This is a genomic window from Streptomyces sp. SID4985 (genome assembly GCF_009863025.1).
Taxonomy (GTDB): Bacteria; Actinomycetota; Actinomycetes; order Streptomycetales; family Streptomycetaceae; genus Streptomyces.
Genome location: NZ_WWIR01000210.1, coordinates 1 through 15,800 on the forward strand (window position 1 = coordinate 1; position 15,800 = coordinate 15,800).

Sequence of the window (15,800 nt, forward strand, 5' to 3'; positions counted from 1 at the left end):
GGCACCGGACGTCCCGGACGCGCGTCGGCGTCGCCGCCCGGCGGAGGGGCGTAACCCGGCCGCACGGCACCGGGGGGCGCCACCTCCGGGGTGACCGCCGTGGGCGGCAACTGGCTGCCGCCCGACATCAGCGCGGTCTTGGCACCCGGCTCGGACGCGGGCGGGCGCGGGGCGCCGTCGCCCACCGGGGGCGAGAACACCGTGGCGGGCAGCGGTACGGAGCGGTCCTCGCCCTCGTCCGCGTTGGTGTCCGTACCCGCCCAGGGCGTCCTGGAAGCGTCCTCGGCACCGGCCGGGGGCCACGCCGTACCGCTCCCGTCCCTTACGGGAACCCCGGGCTGCGTCTCGGCGAGCCCGCCACCGGGCCCGTTGCCCGAACCCTCACGCGGACCCGGCACACTTCCCGAACCGGTCTCAGGAACCGGGCCAGAAGCCGTACCCGCAGCGGGAGTTGGAACGGACGCCGCCCCCGAACCGGTCCCGGACCCCGAAGGCGCCCCCAGCTTCTCCGCCGCCTCCTGCAACCACTCCGGCGGACTCAGCAGGAACGACGTCTGGTTCAGATCCACCCGCGCCGCAGCGGGCACCGGCACCGCGTCCTCGGGCCCGTCGGGACGCCCGTACGTCTCCTCGTAGCGGCGGATCACCTCGCCCACCGGGAGGGCGGGCCACAGCGTCGCCTCGCCGCTGTCGCGGGCGATGACCAGCCGCTGGGCGCCCGCGTCCACGCGCGGGCCCTCCGCACGGTCCTCGCCCCAGACCACGAAGCCCAGCTCGAACTCCCGCACCCGCACCTCGCGATGCTGGTACGCGGGAACGTCCCCGTTGATCCACTCCTCGGCGCGCTCCTGCGCCTGTGCGAACGTCACCATCGCCGGAAGCTCACTCCCCCGCAGCCGAGGACACCGGCACCGCACGCGCGAAGCCGCCGTCCACCATCAGACCCGCCACCGTCTCCAGCTCCGGCGGATCGCCCGCGAGCCGCGACAGGAACGCGTCGAAGTCGTCGCCGCACGGCAGCAGCAGCCGCTCCACCCGCTCCGCCGGAGACCACGCCGGATCCACGTCCCGTACGTCGTCGTACGCGCAGAACCACACCGAACCCGCCCGCTCGCCCCTGACCCTCACCGCGAGCAGACCGCCCTGCACGAACCCGACGCCCAGGTAGTCCTTGGTCAGGTGGTCGCGCAGACACTTGTTGACGTACAGCAGGTCGTTGACCGCCGCCTCGTCCCGCACCGTGAAGAACGGCTGGTCCACCAGCAGCCCCAACTCCGCGTCCAGCGCGGCGCCGACCGGCGCACAGCCACCCGCCGCCTTCAGGAACGAGCGGTACGCGCCCGGCAGCCGGTACCCGAGGTCCTCCTCGACCCCCTGCACCTGCGACTCCGTCACCGCCACACCCGACTTGGGCAGCCCGAAGTGCGCCGGACGCGTCTCCGGAAGCGGCCGCGTACCCCGCTTGCCGTGGTCCACCACCGCCGTCGCCAGCCCGCCGTGATGCCGCAGCAGCGCCTTCACCTCGACCGGAACCAGCTCCAGACGGCGCGAGCCCGCCACGTGATGCCACGTCCAGCCGTGCGGCGTCGCCACGTCCGGCACCGTGTCCCACAGCTCATGCCCCGAGGCCGCCAGCGCCGCGTTCGCCGACACGTAGTCCGTCAGCCGCAACTCGTCGACCCCGAAACCCTCCGGCGGGTCCGCGATCTCCGCCGCCGCGCGCGCGTACGGCGCGAAATCGGGATAGCCATGCCCGTCGACCCGTACCCCTCGCGGATGACGCGCCGCCCGCACCGGGTCCGGGAAGTGCACGACCTGCCCGGCATAGGCCGCGTTCGGCGGCGCGGCCTCCTGCCCGAGCCGACCTGTCGTCATGGCGGTTGCCCCCTGCGGCACTCTGTACGAGCCGGTGCCCGCGCCCTCGACCGGCGCACCCCGACCCGTATCCGACTGTCTCAGGCGTCACCGACGCCTCGACCGCGACCGGCGCGGTGTCCGACAGCCTATGCCGTACGCGCACACCGGTCACCGGGCCGCCGGACCACCACCGCGAGGGCCCGCCGACCCTCCCCACCCACACGACATACAGTCACACAGCGTCACGCTTCTGGCGTGTCGCGCCGCCCCAGCTTCCGCAGCCGCCACGGCATTTGGCACTCTGTGTCCCTCGGGGGAGCCCCAGGGGAGGGAAAGACGATCATGAACACGATGGCCACCAAGAGCACCGACACGCCATCCGGCGACCCCCGCATCGGCTGGAGCGCCACCGACGCGCCCCCCGCCCCCACACTCCTCCACCGCCGCGACGGCATCCTCCCCACCATCGCCGCCGCCCTCTCCGTACGCGGCGAGACCCTCACCGGAACCGCCGCACGCGGCGACCGGCCCCCCGCGCTGCACCCCCTCGTCCAGGACTTCCTCGACACCCTCACCAGCAACCAGCGCGACCGCTTCACCGGCCGCTGCGCCGAGACGATCCTCATCTCCCGGCACCTCCACACCCTGGAGGCCGCCCGCAGCAAACGCGCCGCCCGCAGACCCCTCACCAACGGCGAGGCCCGCAAGTCCCTCAAGCAGGCCAAACTCACCGCCCGCCGCATACGCGAGGACGGCGACCCCCTGCACGGCAACTTCGCCACCCCCTGCCGCGCCTGCACCGCCCTCAGCGCCCACTTCGGCGTCCGCATCGTCGACCCGGCCACCGGCGCCCACTGACACCCCCGGCCTCACCGGTCACCGGAACCACCGCACGTACGACGACCGCACCGTACGACGACCGCACCGCACGACGATCGAAGGCACATGCACCCCAACCGCACCACCGCACCCGGCACCACCACACTCGGCCACCCACCGGCCCCCCGCTTCCCCGGCGCCGCCGACAACGCCCTGCGCACCGCGGGCTGGCACCCCGGACGCTGGAACATAAAACAGGCCGAGATCTGGGCCGACACCCTGCGCGAACACCTCTCTCCCGCCGGACACCGCCACACCGTCTTCCCCGCCGCCGTCGAAGCCTGGGCCGAATTCGGCGGACTGCGCGTCAACCCCACCGGCACCGGCCGCCAGGTCGCCCCCGCCACCCTCCACCTCGACCCCCTGCACGGCCTCCACCTCGCCCGCACCCTCGGCGACCTCGGCCGCGCCCTCGGCACCGAGGTCAGCCCCCTCGGCGAGGAGACCGCCACCGCCGCCCTCCTCGCCATCGACGCCGAAGGCCGCGTCTACGCCCTCGACCACAGCGGCGACTGGTACCTCGGCCCCGACATCGACCACGCCCTGACCACCCTCGTCATGGGCACCCACCCGGTACGCCTGACCGCAGGCTGACCCCGCCACAAGACCCCGGCACCGGCGGGCCCTCACACCGCCGGAATCACCGCCGACACCCGGAAGCCGCCCTTCTCCGTCGGCCCCGACACGAACACACCCCCCAGCGCCAGCACCCGCTCCCGCATCCCCAGCAGGCCGTTGCCGCCCGACGGCAGCCCCGCCGCCGACGCCGACGCCACCTCCGGCGGAGACTCGTTCTCCACCTGCATCGCGATCTCCGCCCGCCGGTGCGCCAGCCGCACGAAGGTCCGCGCACCCGCCGCGTGCTTGTGCACGTTCGTCAACGCCTCCTGCACCACCCGGTACGCCGTCTGCTCCACCACCGCCGCGTACGCACGCACCTCGCCCTCCACCGACAGGGCCACCACCATCCCCGCCGCCGCGGACTGCCCCACCAGCTCCTCCAGCTCCGCCAGGCTCGGACCGTCCAGCACCTCCTCGGCCGCCGCCCGCGACGCCGCCTCCGCGGCGGCCACCCCCACCGCCGCCAACGGCACCGGCTCCGCCGCCCGCCGCACCGCGTCCCCCGACCGCAGCACGCCCAGCATCTCCCGCAACTCCGTCAACGCCTGCCGGCCCATGTCCCCCACCAGCGCCGCGTTGCGCACCGCCTTCTCCGGGTCCTTACGGGCCACCGCCTGCAACGCCGCCGCGTGCACCACCATCAGACTCACCCGGTGCGCCACCACGTCGTGCATCTCACGGGCGATCCGCGTCCGCTCCTCGCCCCGCGCCCACTCCGCCCGCTCCTCCGCCCGCTCCGCGAGCAGCTGAAGCTCCCGCTCCAGACTGTCCGCCCGCTCCCGCAGACTCTCCATCAGCCGACGCCGCGCCCCCACGTACAGCCCCAGCAGCAACGGCGGCGCCGTCAGCCCCAGCGACGTCGTGACCGCCGCGAACGGCACGAACCAGTCGCCCAGCGTCAGATCCCCCCGCGCCATGTCCTGGCGCACCCGCACGAACGTCACGATCATCGTGCCCACCAGCGACATGCCCGCAAGGGCCACGATGATCCGGCGCGGCAGCTCGCACGCCGCCAGCGTGTACAGCCCGACGATGCCCATCAGGAAGCCCATCTGCGCCGGAGTGATCGCGATCGCGACGAGCACGACCGCCACCGGCCACTTCCTGCGCACCAGCAGCACCGCACCGGCCAGCAGCCCGAACACGATCCCCACCGACAGCGGCACACCCGCGTCCCGCGCGAACGGGACACCCTCCGCGCCGCACTCCACCGCCGACGCCAGGGCCAGCGCACCGTCCAGCGCCGCGCCGCGCCGCCTCTCCCACCACCATGGGCCGGTCAGGGCCCTGGCGCGGTCTTCCCCCGTCGTGGTCATGCCTCCAGCCTACGGGCGGCGAGGGCGGCTTTTCCGGCGAGTTTCACCCTCCGCCCGGATCACACACCGTAATCGAATGCCCTCGAAACCAGCCGAAATCGCTCGAACCACTGAACCCCGGCTCTTCACCCCCCGACCTACCCGTTCCGCCCGGACGGTATGCACATGGCACATTCACCGGGCAACAGCGGGCGGTACGCGGACTTCGACACATTGCGGGAGCGAGCGGTCGCGCTCCGCCGCGCGGGGCTCAGCCTCCGCCAGATCCGCGACGAACTGAAAGTCTTCAACAACGACCTCCTCAACCGCCTCGTCCACGGCGAACCGCCCCCGGAGTGGACGAAACGCCCGAACGCGAAGGACGACCTGCGGGAACGGGCGCGGGAGCTGCGGCTCCAGGGCTGGACGTACGACCGGATCCAGCTGGAGCTGGGCTGCTCCCGAAGCTCGGTGTCGCTGTGGGTCAGGGACCTGCCGAGGCCGGAGCGCCGCTACACACCGGAGGAACAGCAGGCACTCATGCAGGAGGGCCTGGCCCGGCACCGGGCCGCGGAACGGGAGAAGCGGGAGGAGTCCAAATCCTCAGCCGTGCGGGATGTCGCCGAGCTGACGGACCGCGAACTGTTCGTGGCCGGAGTGGCGCTCTACTGGGCGGAGGGCGCGAAGAGCAAGCCGTACGACCGGCGCGAGCGAGCGGTCTTCGTCAACAGCGACCCCGGGGTGATCAAGACCTACCTCGCGTGGCTGGACCTTCTCGACGTCGACCGCGAGCGCCTGGGCTACCGCGTCCTCATCCACGAGTCGGCGGACATCCCGGCCGCCCACCGCTTCTGGGCCGAGGTGGCCGGTGTCGACGTGGCCGTCTTCGCCAAACCGACCCTGAAGAAGCACAACCCGCGGACGGTCCGCAAGAACACGGGCGAGGGCTATCACGGCTGCCTGGTCGTGACCGTCGCCCGAAGCGGCCACCTGTACAACCGCATTGAGGGCTGGTGGGGTGGAATCGTGACCCAGGCGCAGGCACGCCTCGGGTAAGGTCTGGAGCGCTGTCCCCCGTGGTGTAACTGGCAGCACACTGGTTTTTGGTACCAGCAGGACAAGGTTCGAATCCTTGCGGGGGAGCCACAGCGCGCGAGACCTCAGTTCGGGTCCCGACCGGCATCCCCCGGCGGGACCCGCTCTCATGTCCCCCAGAATTCACCCCGGTATCCTGCGGGCGTCACCCCCCACACCCTTCAGAGCCGAAAGGCAACTCCGTGAGCGCCATTCGCCCGGCAGCCGTCGTCGTTCTCGCAGCGGGTGAGGGCACCCGTATGAAGTCCGCCACACCGAAGGTGCTGCACGAGATCTGCGGCCGTTCGCTGGTGGGTCACGTGCTGGCCGCCTCCCGTGAGCTGGACCCGGAGCACCTCGTCGTCGTCGTGGGACACGCCCGTGAGCAGGTCACCGCGCACCTGGCCGACATCGACCCCGGCGTCCGCACCGCCGTGCAGGAGACGCAGAACGGCACCGGACACGCGGTCCGGATGGCGCTGGAGGAGCTGGGCGGCCCCCTGGAGGGCACCGTCGTCGTCGTGTGCGGTGACACCCCGCTGCTGACGGCCGACACCCTGCGGGACCTGGCCGGTACGCACCACGCCGACGGCAACGCGGTGACCGTGCTGACCGCCGAGGTCCCGGACGCGACCGGGTACGGCCGGATCGTGCGGGACACGGCGACCGGCGCGGTGACGGCGATCGTGGAGCACAAGGACGCGACGGAGGCCCAGCGGGCGGTCCGGGAGATCAACAGCGGTGTGTTCGCGTTCGACGGCCTGCTGCTCGCGGACGCGCTGAAGCAGGTGCGTACGGACAACAGCCAGGGCGAGGAGTACCTGACGGACGTGCTCGGCATCCTGCGGGAGGCCGGGCACCGGGTGGGTGCCTCGGTGGCCGGGGACCACCGGGAGATCGCCGGGATCAACAACCGCGTGCAGCTCGCGGAGGCCCGCCGCACCCTGAACGACCGTCTGCTGACGGCCGCGATGCTGGACGGCGTGACGGTGGTGGACCCGGCGACGACGTGGGTGGACGTGACGGTCACCTTCGGCCGGGACGCCCTGGTGCACCCGGGCACGCAGCTCACGGGTGCCACGCACGTCGGCGAGGGCGCGGAGGTCGGCCCGAACAGCCGTCTCAACGACACGCACGTGGGCGCGGGCGCGCGGCTGGACAACACGGTGTCGGACGGTGCCCGGGTCGGGGAGGGCGCGTCGGTGGGTCCGTACGCGTATCTGCGGCCGGGGACGGCGCTCGGTGTGAAGTCCAAGATCGGGACGTACGTGGAGACGAAGAACGCGTCGATCGGTGAGGGGACGAAGGTTCCGCATCTGACGTACGTGGGGGACGCGACGATCGGTGATTTCACGAACATCGGTGCCGCGAGCGTGTTCGTGAACTACGACGGTCAGGACAAGCACCGCTCGACGATCGGGTCGCACTGCCGGACCGGTGCGGACAACATGTTTGTGGCTCCCGTCACGGTCGGGGACGGGGCGTACACCGCCGCGGGGTCCGTGATCATCAAGGATGTGCCGCCCGGTTCGCTGGCCGTGGCGCGTGGCGAGCAGCGCAATATCGAGGGCTGGGTGGCCCGCAAGCGGCCCGGGAGCGCGGCAGCGAAGGCGGCCGGAGCGGCCACCGAGGCGGCCGGGGACGAGGGCTGACGGGGCCCGGGGAGGTCTCGTCCGGACCCCTTCCGGACACGAGTGCGTCAAACACGGCGTACCGTGATAAGTGCACACCCGCACCCCCTACCAGCTGATTCGGCCCTCTCGTGCCCAGCCGAGAGGCCGCTTGGCCGAGGCTGGCTGACACACCTCTGAGGAGACAGTGCTGTGACCGGGATCAAGACGACCGGCGAGAAGAAGATGATGTTCTTCTCCGGCCGCGCCCACCCCGAGCTTGCCGAGGAGGTCGCCCGCGAGCTCGGCGTCGGGGTCGTCCCGACGAAGGCCTTCGACTTCGCCAACGGTGAGATCTACGTCCGCTACCAGGAGTCGGCGCGTGGCGCGGACTGCTTCCTGATCCAGAGCCACACGGCTCCGATCAACAAGTGGATCATGGAGCAGCTGATCATGATCGACGCGCTGAAGCGTGCGTCGGCCCGCTCCATCACGGTGATCGTGCCGTTCTACGGCTATGCCCGTCAGGACAAGAAGCACCGTGGCCGTGAGCCGATCTCGGCGCGGCTGATCGCGGACCTGATGAAGACGGCGGGTGCGGACCGCATCCTGACGGTGGATCTGCACACGGACCAGATCCAGGGCTTCTTCGACGGTCCGGTGGACCACCTGTTCGCGCTGCCGCTGCTGGCGGACTACGTGGGCTCCAAGGTGGACCGGGACAAGCTGACGGTCGTGTCGCCGGACGCGGGCCGGGTGCGGGTGGCGGACCGGTGGTGCGACCGGCTGGGCGCGCCGCTGGCGATCGTGCACAAGCGCCGGGACAAGGACGTCGCGAACCAGGTGACGGTCCACGAGGTCGTGGGCGAGGTCGAGGGCCGGGTGTGTGTGCTGGTCGACGACATGATCGACACGGGTGGCACGATCTGCGCGGCGGCGGACGCGCTGTTCGCGCACGGTGCGGAGGACGTCATCGTGACGGCGACGCACGGTGTGCTGTCGGGTCCGGCGGTGGACCGGCTGAAGAACTCGCGGGTGAGCGAGTTCGTGTTCACGGACACGCTGCCGACGCCGGGTGAGCTGGCGGCGGACCTGGAGAAGATCAAGGTGCTGTCGATCGCGCCGACGATCGCGAACGCGGTGCGTGAGGTGTTCGAGGACGGCTCGGTGACGAGCCTCTTCGACGAGCAGTGAGGTTTCTGCAGGCCCGCCTCGCGGGCTAGCTGAAGATCCTTTTGGGTGCGGCCTCCCCTGCCGAGTAGACTGCGACAGTTGCTCGGCGAGGGAGGCCGCACTCGTGTTCTCACGAGGTGGCTGTCCGTTATCGACGCGCTCTTCGTAGCAGGCCGTTCGTGGCCGGGTGACCACGTTCCTACTACCTCTACGAGGAGTGATCACATGTCCGAGGTGAAGATCGCCGCCGAGACCCGCACCGAGTTCGGCAAGGGTGCGGCCCGCCGCATCCGCCGTGACAACAAGGTTCCCGGTGTCCTCTACGGCCACGGCTCCGAGCCGCTGCACCTGACCCTCCCGGGCCACGCCCTGCTCCTGGCGCTGCGTACGCCGAACGTCCTGATCTCCCTGGACATCGACGGCAAGACCAACGAGCTGGCGATCCCGAAGGCCGTCCAGCGCGACGCCGTCAAGGGCTTCCTCGAGCACGTCGACCTGCTGCTGGTCAAGCGCGGCGAGAAGGTCACCGTCGAGATCCCGGTCGTCGCCGAGGGCGAGCTGGCCCCGGGTGGCAACCTGCTCGAGCACGTGCTGAACGCCCTGCCGGTCGAGGCCGAGGCCACGCACATCCCCGAGTCCCTGACGGTCTCCGTCGAGGGCCTGGAGGCCGGTGCCTCGATCCACGCCAAGGACATCAAGCTCCCCGCCGGTGTCTCGCTGGCCGTCGACGGCGACGCCGTCGTCCTGCAGGTCCTGGCCGCCCAGGCCGAGGAGGCCCCGGCCGCCGAGGCCGCCGAGGGTGACGAGGCCGCCGAGGCCTGAGTCGGCCCGGTTCTGCCGCCGCGTTCGTGGCGGTAGCCGTATTCGCTCCAGCCGCTGCTTCCCCAGGGATGTTTCCCTTGGGGGAGCAGCGGCTGTCGCACGTGAGGAGACAGGGACGTGAGCACGTCCGAGAGTGCCCCCTGGCTGGTCGTCGGGCTCGGCAACCCGGGTCCTGAGTACGCGATGAACCGGCACAACGTCGGTTTCATGGTGGTGGATCTGCTCGCGGAGCGGATCGGCGGGAAGTTCAAGCGGGCGTCGAAGGCGCAGGCGCAGGTGCTGGAGGGCCGGATCGGTCCGATGGGTCCGGCGAACCGGCGGGTGATCCTGGCGAAGCCGATGTCGTTCATGAACCTGTCGGGCGGCCCGGTGAACGCGCTGCGGGACTTCTACAAGGTGCCGGTCGACCACATCGTGGCCGTGCACGACGAGCTGGACATCGACTACGCGACGCTGCGGCTGAAGCTGGGCGGCGGCGACAACGGGCACAACGGCCTGAAGTCGATGACGAAGGCGATGGGCGCGGACTATCACCGGGTGCGGTGCGGGATCGGGCGTCCGCCGGGGCGGATGCAGGTGGCGGACTTCGTGCTGAAGGACTTCTCGTCCGCCGAGCGCAAGGAGCTGGACTGGTTCGTGGACCGGGCGGCGGACGCGGTGGAGTCGTTGGTGACGGAGGGCCTGGAGCGGGCGCAGTCGGCGTACAACTCCTGACTTGTCCGGTCTCCGCCGTACCGGAGTTGACCGGCCGTGGGGGTATGGCCAATGATCCCGGCCATGCCTGCCAGAGCCAGTTCTGTCCGCCGGGCTTCCGTGACCGCGCTGGGGGTGGGGCGGGCCGTGCTGATGGGCATGTGCGCCGCGCTGATCCTCTTCGCCGGGGCATGGGGTTCCTGGGGCACCGCGCAGCACGTGATGCTGCCCAAGGGCCGTGAGCACGGCACGATGCGGGTGACGGACTGTTCCGGCGACCGCTGTACGGGCCCGTTCACGCCGGTGTCCGAGGGGGCGGTGCGGCGTGACCGTGTGGTGCTCGCGAAGACCGTCGCGGTGCGGGCGGGCCGGACCTACGACGTGACGGTGGAGCCCGGTACGGACGTGGTGGTGCGTTCGGGTCTGTCGGGGACGCTGTTCGCGTGGCTGCCGCTGGGCGGGGCGCTGCTGCTGGCCTCGGTGGTGGTGGCGGGCGGGATGCGGCTGACGCGGACCGGCTGGGTGCTGGCGGGGCTGGGCGTGGCGCTGCTGGTGGGGGCGTTCGTTACGGCGCAGTGAGCCTTTCCCGGGCGATGAGCCCTTCCTGACATGACGGTGCCCCCGGCGGCCGAAAGGCTGCCGGGGGCACCGTCATGTGTACGGCGGAGTCGTCAGCCGGTGTTGCGCAGGCCCGCCGCCACGCCGTTGACGGTCAGGAGCAGGGCGCGGGCGAGGAGCGGGTCGGGTTCGGCGCCCTCGGCGGCCGCGTCGCGCTGGCGCTTGAGCAGGGCGACCTGGAGGTAGGAGATCGGGTCGAGGTAGGCGTCACGGATGGCGAAGGTCTGCCGCAGCACGGGCTGGGCGTCGAGGAGTTCGCTCTCGCCGGTGACACGCAGGATCTCGGCGACGGTGAGTTCGTGCTCGGCGCGGATGGTGTCGAAGACGTGCCGCAGGTTGTCGGGCACGAGGGTGTCGACGTAGTGCTGGGCGATGCGCAGGTCGGTCTTGGCGAGGGTCATCTCGACGTTGGAGATGAAGTTGCGGAAGAAGTGCCACTGCCCGTGCATCTCGTCGAGCACGGTGTCCAGGCCCGCCTCGCGCAGCGCCTTGAGGCCGGAGCCGACGCCGAACCAGCCGGGGACGATCTGCCGGGACTGGGTCCACCCGAACACCCACGGGATGGCGCGCAGTCCGTCGAGCGAGACGCCGGAGCCGGGGCGGCGGGAGGGCCGCGAGCCCAGGTGCAGGTCGGCGAGCTGGTCGACCGGCGTGGAGGCGAGGAAGTACGTCGGCAGGTCGGGGTCCTCGACCAGCTCGCGGTAGGCGGAGTGGGCGGCGTCGGAGACGACGTCCATGGCCGCGTCCCAGCGGGCGAGTGCCTCGTCGGACTGGCGGGGGGCGGTGTGCAGGGCGGACGCCTGGAGGGTGGCCGCGACCGTCAGTTCCAGGTTCTCCCGGGCCAGCGACGGGATGAGGTACTTGTCGGAGATGACCTCGCCCTGCTCGGTCACCTTGATCTCGCCCTCCAGGGTGCCCCAGGGCTGGGCGAGGATCGCGTCGTGCGAGGGGCCGCCGCCGCGGCCGACGGTGCCGCCGCGGCCGTGGAAGAGGCGCAGCCGGACGCCGTAGCGGTGGGCGACGTCGCGCAGGCGGCGCTGGGCGCGGTGGATCTCCCACTGGCTGGTGGTGATGCCGCCGAACTTGGAGGAGTCGGAGTAGCCGAGCATGACCTCCTGGACGTCTCCGCGCAGCGCGACCAGGCGCCGGTAGGAGGGGTCGGAGAGCATGTCCTCCAGGATGGTGTCGGCGGCCTTCAGCTCGTCGGTGGTCTCCAGGAGCGGCACGATGCCGATCTTGGCCCAGCCGGCGTGCAGGTCGAGCAGTCCGGCCTCGCGGGCCAGCACGGTCGCGGCGAAGACGTCGTCGGCGCCCTGGCACATGGAGATGATGTACGACTCGATGACCTCGGGTCCGAAGACCTCCAGGGCCCGCTTGACGGTCTGGAAGACGCCGAGGGTCTTGGCGGCGGCCGCGTCCACGGGCGCCGGGCTCGGGGCGAGCGGGCGGCGCGAGCGCAGCTCCTTGGCGAGGAGCTTGGCGCGGTACTCGCGGGGCATGTCGGCGTAGCGCCAGGACTCCTCGCCGAGGCGGTCGAAGAGCAGGCCGAGGGCGTGGTGGTGGGCGTCGGCGTGCTCGCGTACGTCCATGGTGGCGAGCTGGAGGCCGAAGGCGGCCAGGGTGCGGATGACGCGGGCGAGGCGGCCGTCGGCGAAGAGGGCGCCGCGGTGGGCGCGCAGGGAGGTCTGGATGATCCGCAGGTCGTCGAGGAGCTCGGCGGTGCCGAGGTAGTCGCGGCCCTCCTGGTGCGGGGTGTTGCGGGCCAGGCGCTGCTTGGTGTTCTCCAGCTTCTGGCGGATCGCGGTGGCCTTGAGCCGGTAGGGCTCCTCGGCGTTGAGGCGCTTGTAGCGGGGGCTGATCTCGGGGAGCCGGTCGAGGTCCTCCCGCAGGGAGGTGAGGAGTTCCTCGGTGGCGCCGGTGTAGCGGATGGAGTTGGAGAGCAGTCCGCGCAGCTCGTCGATCATCTCCAGGGCGTCGTTGATGCCGTGCTCGTGCTGGAGGATGAGGACGTCCCAGGTGACCTGGGGGGTGACGTTGGGGTTGCCGTCGCGGTCGCCGCCGATCCAGGTACCGAAGGTGAGCGGCCGGGTGTCGTCGGGCAGCTCCACGCCGACGCGCTCCAGCTCGGCGGTGAGGTCCTCCAGGACGTCGCCGACGGCGTGGGCGTGCAGCTCGTCCAGGTAGTAGATGGCGTTGCGGGCCTCGTCGGTGGGCTCGGGGCGTACGACGCGCAGTTCGTCGGTCTGCCAGACGAGGTCGATGTTCTCGGCGAGGCGCACGTCGTGGCGACGGCGGTCGGAGTCGAGGACGGGGGTGTCCAGGAGTTCGGCTACGCGCCGGAGCTTGTTGAGGACGGAGCGCCGGGCGGCCTCGGTGGGGTGCGCGGTGAAGACGGGCCGGACGTTGAGGTTGCGGACGGTCTCGCGGACGTGCTCGGGGTCGGCGTCCTTGAGGCGGTCGGCGGTGCGGGCGATCAGGCCGCCCTCGGCGGCGCGACGGGCGCGCAGTTCGCGGCCGCGGTGCACCTGCTCGGTGACGTTGGCCAGGTGGAAGTAGGTGGAGAAGGCGCGCACGAGCTTGGCGGCGGTCTCCAGTTCGGTGCCGCGCAGCAGTTCGGCGGCGGCCTCCCCGTCCTCGCGGGTCAGGCGGCGGACCTTCTCGACCAGCTCGAGGAGTTCGGGACCCTCCTGCCGTACGAGGGTCTCGCCCAGCAGGTCGCCCAGGCGCCGGATGTCGGCGCGCAGCTCACTGCCGGTCGTGGTGGTCTGGTCGTCGGCACTGCTCACAGGTGCGGCTCCTTGCAGTGGTGAAGCTCGTCTGGGAGGGAACCCGGGATATCCGTCCATTGCGACGCAAAACGCCGCATACGGTCTGGAACCTCCGGGAAGTAAACAGAGCGGACCGCGCTGTCCGACCGCTTCCAAGGATAGGTGTCCACCGGGACGCGCAGGGTCTGGGGCCCTTGCCGCGACCCCACTCGCTGCCATACTTACGACGCCGTAGGTTACGGAACCGTAGGGAAGTGTTCCCTTCATTCCCGTCCGGTCCCGGCGGCCCGGCACCTGCCCCGACCCTCGACCCCACAGGGGACGCGCATGACCTCAAGTTCCGATGTGATCGACGAAGCCTCACCCGATGCCTCCCTCGCCACACTGGGCGGCGAGAAGAAGCGCTCGATCGAGCAGATCGCCCTGCTCGTGTTCATCATCGTGCCGTTCGTGGCCCTGGTGGCGGCCGTGCCGCTGGCCTGGGGCTGGGGCGTGAGCTGGCTCGATCTGGGTCTGCTGGCGCTCTTCTACTTCATCGGCTGCCACGGCATCACCATCGGTTTCCACCGGTACTTCACCCATGGCTCGTTCAAGGCCAAGCGCCCCCTGCGGATCGCGCTGGCGATCATGGGGTCGATGGCGGTCGAGGGCCCGATCGTGCGCTGGGTGGCCGACCACCGCAGGCACCACAAGTTCTCCGACGCCGAGGGCGACCCCCACTCGCCGTGGCGGTACGGCGAGACGCTCCCGGCGCTGATGAAGGGCCTGTGGTGGGCCCACATCGCCTGGATGTTCGACGAGGAGCAGACCCCGCAGGACAAGTTCGCGCCGGATCTGATCAGGGACCGGGCGATCCGGACGATCTCCCGGCAGTTCGTGATGTGGACGGTGATCTCGCTGGCGCTGCCGCCGCTGATCGGCGGCCTGGTGACGATGTCCTGGTGGGGGGCCTTCACCGGCTTCTTCTGGGGTTCACTCATCCGGGTGGCGTTGCTGCATCACGTGACCTGGTCGATCAACTCCATCTGCCACGCGGTGGGCAAGCGGCCGTTCAAGTCACGCGACCGCTCGGGCAACGTGTGGTGGCTGGCGGTCCTGTCCTGCGGTGAGTCCTGGCACAACCTGCACCACGCGGACCCGACGGCGGCGCGGCACGGTGTGGAGCGCGGCCAGATCGACTCCTCGGCCCGGATCATCCGCTGGTTCGAGCGGCTCGGCTGGGCGTACGACGTGCGCTGGCCGTCACGCTCGCGTATCGATTCGCGCCGCAGTGACGGTGCGGGCTCCTCCCGGAGCGGGAAGGCCGGCGCCGAGGCGGCATGATTGACGGCGTGGCGACCGACTCCAGCAGCACCCAGGGCAACGACAAGCAGCGGCGGACGCGCCGGACCCGTATGACCGGTGCCGAGCGCCGCCAGCAGTTGCTGGAGATCGGTCGCACCCTCTTCGCGGCGAAGGGCTTCGAGGGCACGTCGGTGGAGGAGATCGCGGCGAAGGCCGGGGTGTCCAAGCCGGTGGTGTACGAGCACTTCGGCGGCAAGGAGGGGCTGTACGCGGTGGTGGTCGACCGCGAGATGCGGCGGCTGCTCGACATGGTGACCGGCTCGCTGACGGCGGGGCATCCCCGGGAGCTGTGCGAGCAGGCGGCCTTCGCGCTCCTGGACTACATCGAGGAGTACACGGACGGGTTCCGCATCCTGGTCCGCGACTCCCCCATCCCGCAGTCCACGGGCTCCTTCGCCTCGCTGATCTCGGACATCGCGACCCAGGTGGAGGACATCCTGGGCCGCGAGTTCAAGAGCCGCGGCTTCGACTCCAAACTGGCCCCGCTCTACGCCCAGGCCCTGGTCGGGATGGTCGCGCTGACCGGGCAGTGGTGGCTGGACGTGCGCCGCCCGAAGAAGGCGGAGGTCGCGGCCCATCTGGTGAACCTGGCGTGGCACGGCCTGGACGGCCTGGAGCAGAAGCCGCGGCTGATAGGGCACCGCAAGAACTAGCGCCCTCGCCTGCTTCTACGGCACCACGGGCCCGGTCGGCTCCAGGAACTCCAGGCGGTTGCCGACCGGGTCCTCGGCGTAGCAGCGGCGGTGGCCGGGGAGGTTGTCGTCCCAGGTCACGCGGGCGCCGTGAGCGGTGAGCCGGGCGGCGTACGCCTCGATGTCCCGGACCCGGAGCCCCGGGTGGGCCTTGCGGGCCGGGCGGAAGTCCTCCTCGACACCCAGGTGGAGCTGGACCCCGGCCGTCTGGAACCAGCAGCCGCCGCGCGCGGCGAGCACCGGGGGCTTGGGGATCTCGGTCATGCCGAGGGCGCCGGTGTAGAAGGCGCGCAGCGCGTCCTCGCTGCCCGCGGGGGCGGCGAGCTGGACGTGGTCGACGGCGACGAGCACGGC

At 71.3% G+C, this 15,800-nt stretch carries 14 protein-coding genes, 1 tRNA gene and 1 pseudogene; 11 read left to right on the forward strand and 5 right to left on the reverse strand.

Annotated features, from left to right (window positions below; all coding sequences use genetic code 11):
• Together GTW40_RS08515 and GTW40_RS08520 are read right to left on the reverse strand one after the other, a co-directional pair.
• Window positions 1-872: pseudogene (locus GTW40_RS08515) on the reverse strand (hypothetical protein); the annotation flags it as partial.
• A 10-nt stretch (window positions 873-882) separates the two neighbouring features.
• On the reverse strand, window positions 883-1,875 hold the full coding sequence (locus tag GTW40_RS08520) for an SMI1/KNR4 family protein (protein ID WP_161179548.1): 993 nt from the start codon (window positions 1,873-1,875) through the stop codon (window positions 883-885).
• Window positions 1,876-2,199: 324 nt separating this feature from the next.
• On the opposite strand from GTW40_RS08520, the gene GTW40_RS08525 reads away from it, so the two are divergent.
• Window positions 2,200-2,715: a YwqJ-related putative deaminase gene (locus tag GTW40_RS08525; protein WP_161179549.1), complete on the forward strand. Its 516-nt coding sequence runs from the start codon at window positions 2,200-2,202 to the stop codon at window positions 2,713-2,715.
• An 87-nt stretch (window positions 2,716-2,802) separates the two neighbouring features.
• On the forward strand, window positions 2,803-3,330 hold the full coding sequence (locus GTW40_RS08530; protein WP_161179550.1) for an SUKH-3 domain-containing protein: 528 nt from the start codon (window positions 2,803-2,805) through the stop codon (window positions 3,328-3,330).
• 32 nt (window positions 3,331-3,362) lie between these two features.
• On the opposite strand, the gene GTW40_RS08535 is transcribed toward GTW40_RS08530, so the two are convergent.
• Complete coding sequence (locus GTW40_RS08535) at window positions 3,363-4,673, reverse strand: histidine kinase (RefSeq protein WP_161179551.1); 1,311 nt, start codon at window positions 4,671-4,673, stop codon at window positions 3,363-3,365.
• A gap of 165 nt (window positions 4,674-4,838) precedes the next feature.
• Between GTW40_RS08535 and GTW40_RS08540 the strand changes: the two genes are divergently transcribed.
• From GTW40_RS08540 to GTW40_RS08570, 7 genes are all read left to right on the forward strand, one after another.
• Window positions 4,839-5,708, forward strand: a complete 870-nt coding sequence (locus GTW40_RS08540; protein WP_161179552.1) for a hypothetical protein — start codon at window positions 4,839-4,841, stop codon at window positions 5,706-5,708.
• Between the two features lie 14 nt (window positions 5,709-5,722).
• Window positions 5,723-5,798, forward strand: a tRNA-Gln gene (locus GTW40_RS08545).
• 131 nt (window positions 5,799-5,929) lie between these two features.
• Complete coding sequence (gene glmU / locus GTW40_RS08550) at window positions 5,930-7,378, forward strand: bifunctional UDP-N-acetylglucosamine diphosphorylase/glucosamine-1-phosphate N-acetyltransferase GlmU (RefSeq protein WP_161179553.1); 1,449 nt, start codon at window positions 5,930-5,932, stop codon at window positions 7,376-7,378.
• A 171-nt stretch (window positions 7,379-7,549) separates the two neighbouring features.
• A complete protein-coding gene (locus GTW40_RS08555; protein WP_161179554.1) occupies window positions 7,550-8,530 on the forward strand; it encodes a ribose-phosphate diphosphokinase in 981 nt (326 codons plus the stop codon).
• Window positions 8,531-8,734: 204 nt separating this feature from the next.
• The gene (locus GTW40_RS08560; protein WP_161179555.1) at window positions 8,735-9,331 is read left to right on the forward strand and encodes a 50S ribosomal protein L25/general stress protein Ctc; all 597 of its coding nucleotides are present in this window, start codon (window positions 8,735-8,737) and stop codon (window positions 9,329-9,331) included.
• A 117-nt stretch (window positions 9,332-9,448) separates the two neighbouring features.
• A complete protein-coding gene (gene pth, locus GTW40_RS08565) occupies window positions 9,449-10,045 on the forward strand; it encodes an aminoacyl-tRNA hydrolase (protein WP_161179556.1) in 597 nt (198 codons plus the stop codon).
• A gap of 63 nt (window positions 10,046-10,108) precedes the next feature.
• Window positions 10,109-10,603, forward strand: a complete 495-nt coding sequence (locus tag GTW40_RS08570) for a hypothetical protein (protein ID WP_237525407.1) — start codon at window positions 10,109-10,111, stop codon at window positions 10,601-10,603.
• 92 nt (window positions 10,604-10,695) lie between these two features.
• Here the strand turns inward: GTW40_RS08570 and ppc are convergent, their stop codons facing one another.
• A complete protein-coding gene (gene ppc / locus GTW40_RS08575) occupies window positions 10,696-13,428 on the reverse strand; it encodes a phosphoenolpyruvate carboxylase (protein WP_161179557.1) in 2,733 nt (910 codons plus the stop codon).
• A gap of 309 nt (window positions 13,429-13,737) precedes the next feature.
• Here ppc and GTW40_RS08580 point away from each other — a divergent pair, with 309 nt between their 5' ends.
• Together GTW40_RS08580 and GTW40_RS08585 are read left to right on the forward strand one after the other, a co-directional pair.
• Window positions 13,738-14,733: an acyl-CoA desaturase gene (locus tag GTW40_RS08580; RefSeq protein ID WP_161179558.1), complete on the forward strand. Its 996-nt coding sequence runs from the start codon at window positions 13,738-13,740 to the stop codon at window positions 14,731-14,733.
• Window positions 14,730-15,407: a TetR/AcrR family transcriptional regulator gene (locus GTW40_RS08585; RefSeq protein ID WP_161179559.1), complete on the forward strand. Its 678-nt coding sequence runs from the start codon at window positions 14,730-14,732 to the stop codon at window positions 15,405-15,407. Before GTW40_RS08580 ends, GTW40_RS08585 begins: the two co-directional genes overlap by 4 nt.
• 15 nt (window positions 15,408-15,422) lie before the next feature.
• Here the strand turns inward: GTW40_RS08585 and GTW40_RS08590 are convergent, their stop codons facing one another.
• Window positions 15,423-15,797, reverse strand: coding sequence for a VOC family protein (locus tag GTW40_RS08590; RefSeq protein ID WP_161179560.1), 375 nt, complete (start codon window positions 15,795-15,797; stop codon window positions 15,423-15,425).
• Window positions 15,798-15,800: the final 3 nt, after the last annotated feature.

Bases quoted from the DNA above. Each gene is read 5' to 3' on its own strand.
- GTW40_RS08530 (WP_161179550.1), top strand. From the start codon at position 2,803: ATGCACCCCAACCGCACCACCGCACCCGGCACCACCACACTCGGCCAC.
- GTW40_RS08585 (WP_161179559.1), top strand. From the start codon at position 14,730: ATGATTGACGGCGTGGCGACCGACTCCAGCAGCACCCAGGGCAACGAC.
- GTW40_RS08535 (WP_161179551.1), bottom strand. From the start codon at position 4,673: ATGACCACGACGGGGGAAGACCGCGCCAGGGCCCTGACCGGCCCATGG.
- GTW40_RS08580 (WP_161179558.1), top strand. From the start codon at position 13,738: ATGACCTCAAGTTCCGATGTGATCGACGAAGCCTCACCCGATGCCTCC.
- GTW40_RS08525 (WP_161179549.1), top strand. From the start codon at position 2,200: ATGAACACGATGGCCACCAAGAGCACCGACACGCCATCCGGCGACCCC.
- GTW40_RS08520 (WP_161179548.1), bottom strand. From the start codon at position 1,875: ATGACGACAGGTCGGCTCGGGCAGGAGGCCGCGCCGCCGAACGCGGCC.
- GTW40_RS08540 (WP_161179552.1), top strand. From the start codon at position 4,839: ATGGCACATTCACCGGGCAACAGCGGGCGGTACGCGGACTTCGACACA.
- GTW40_RS08570 (WP_237525407.1), top strand. From the start codon at position 10,109: ATGCCTGCCAGAGCCAGTTCTGTCCGCCGGGCTTCCGTGACCGCGCTG.
- GTW40_RS08560 (WP_161179555.1), top strand. From the start codon at position 8,735: ATGTCCGAGGTGAAGATCGCCGCCGAGACCCGCACCGAGTTCGGCAAG.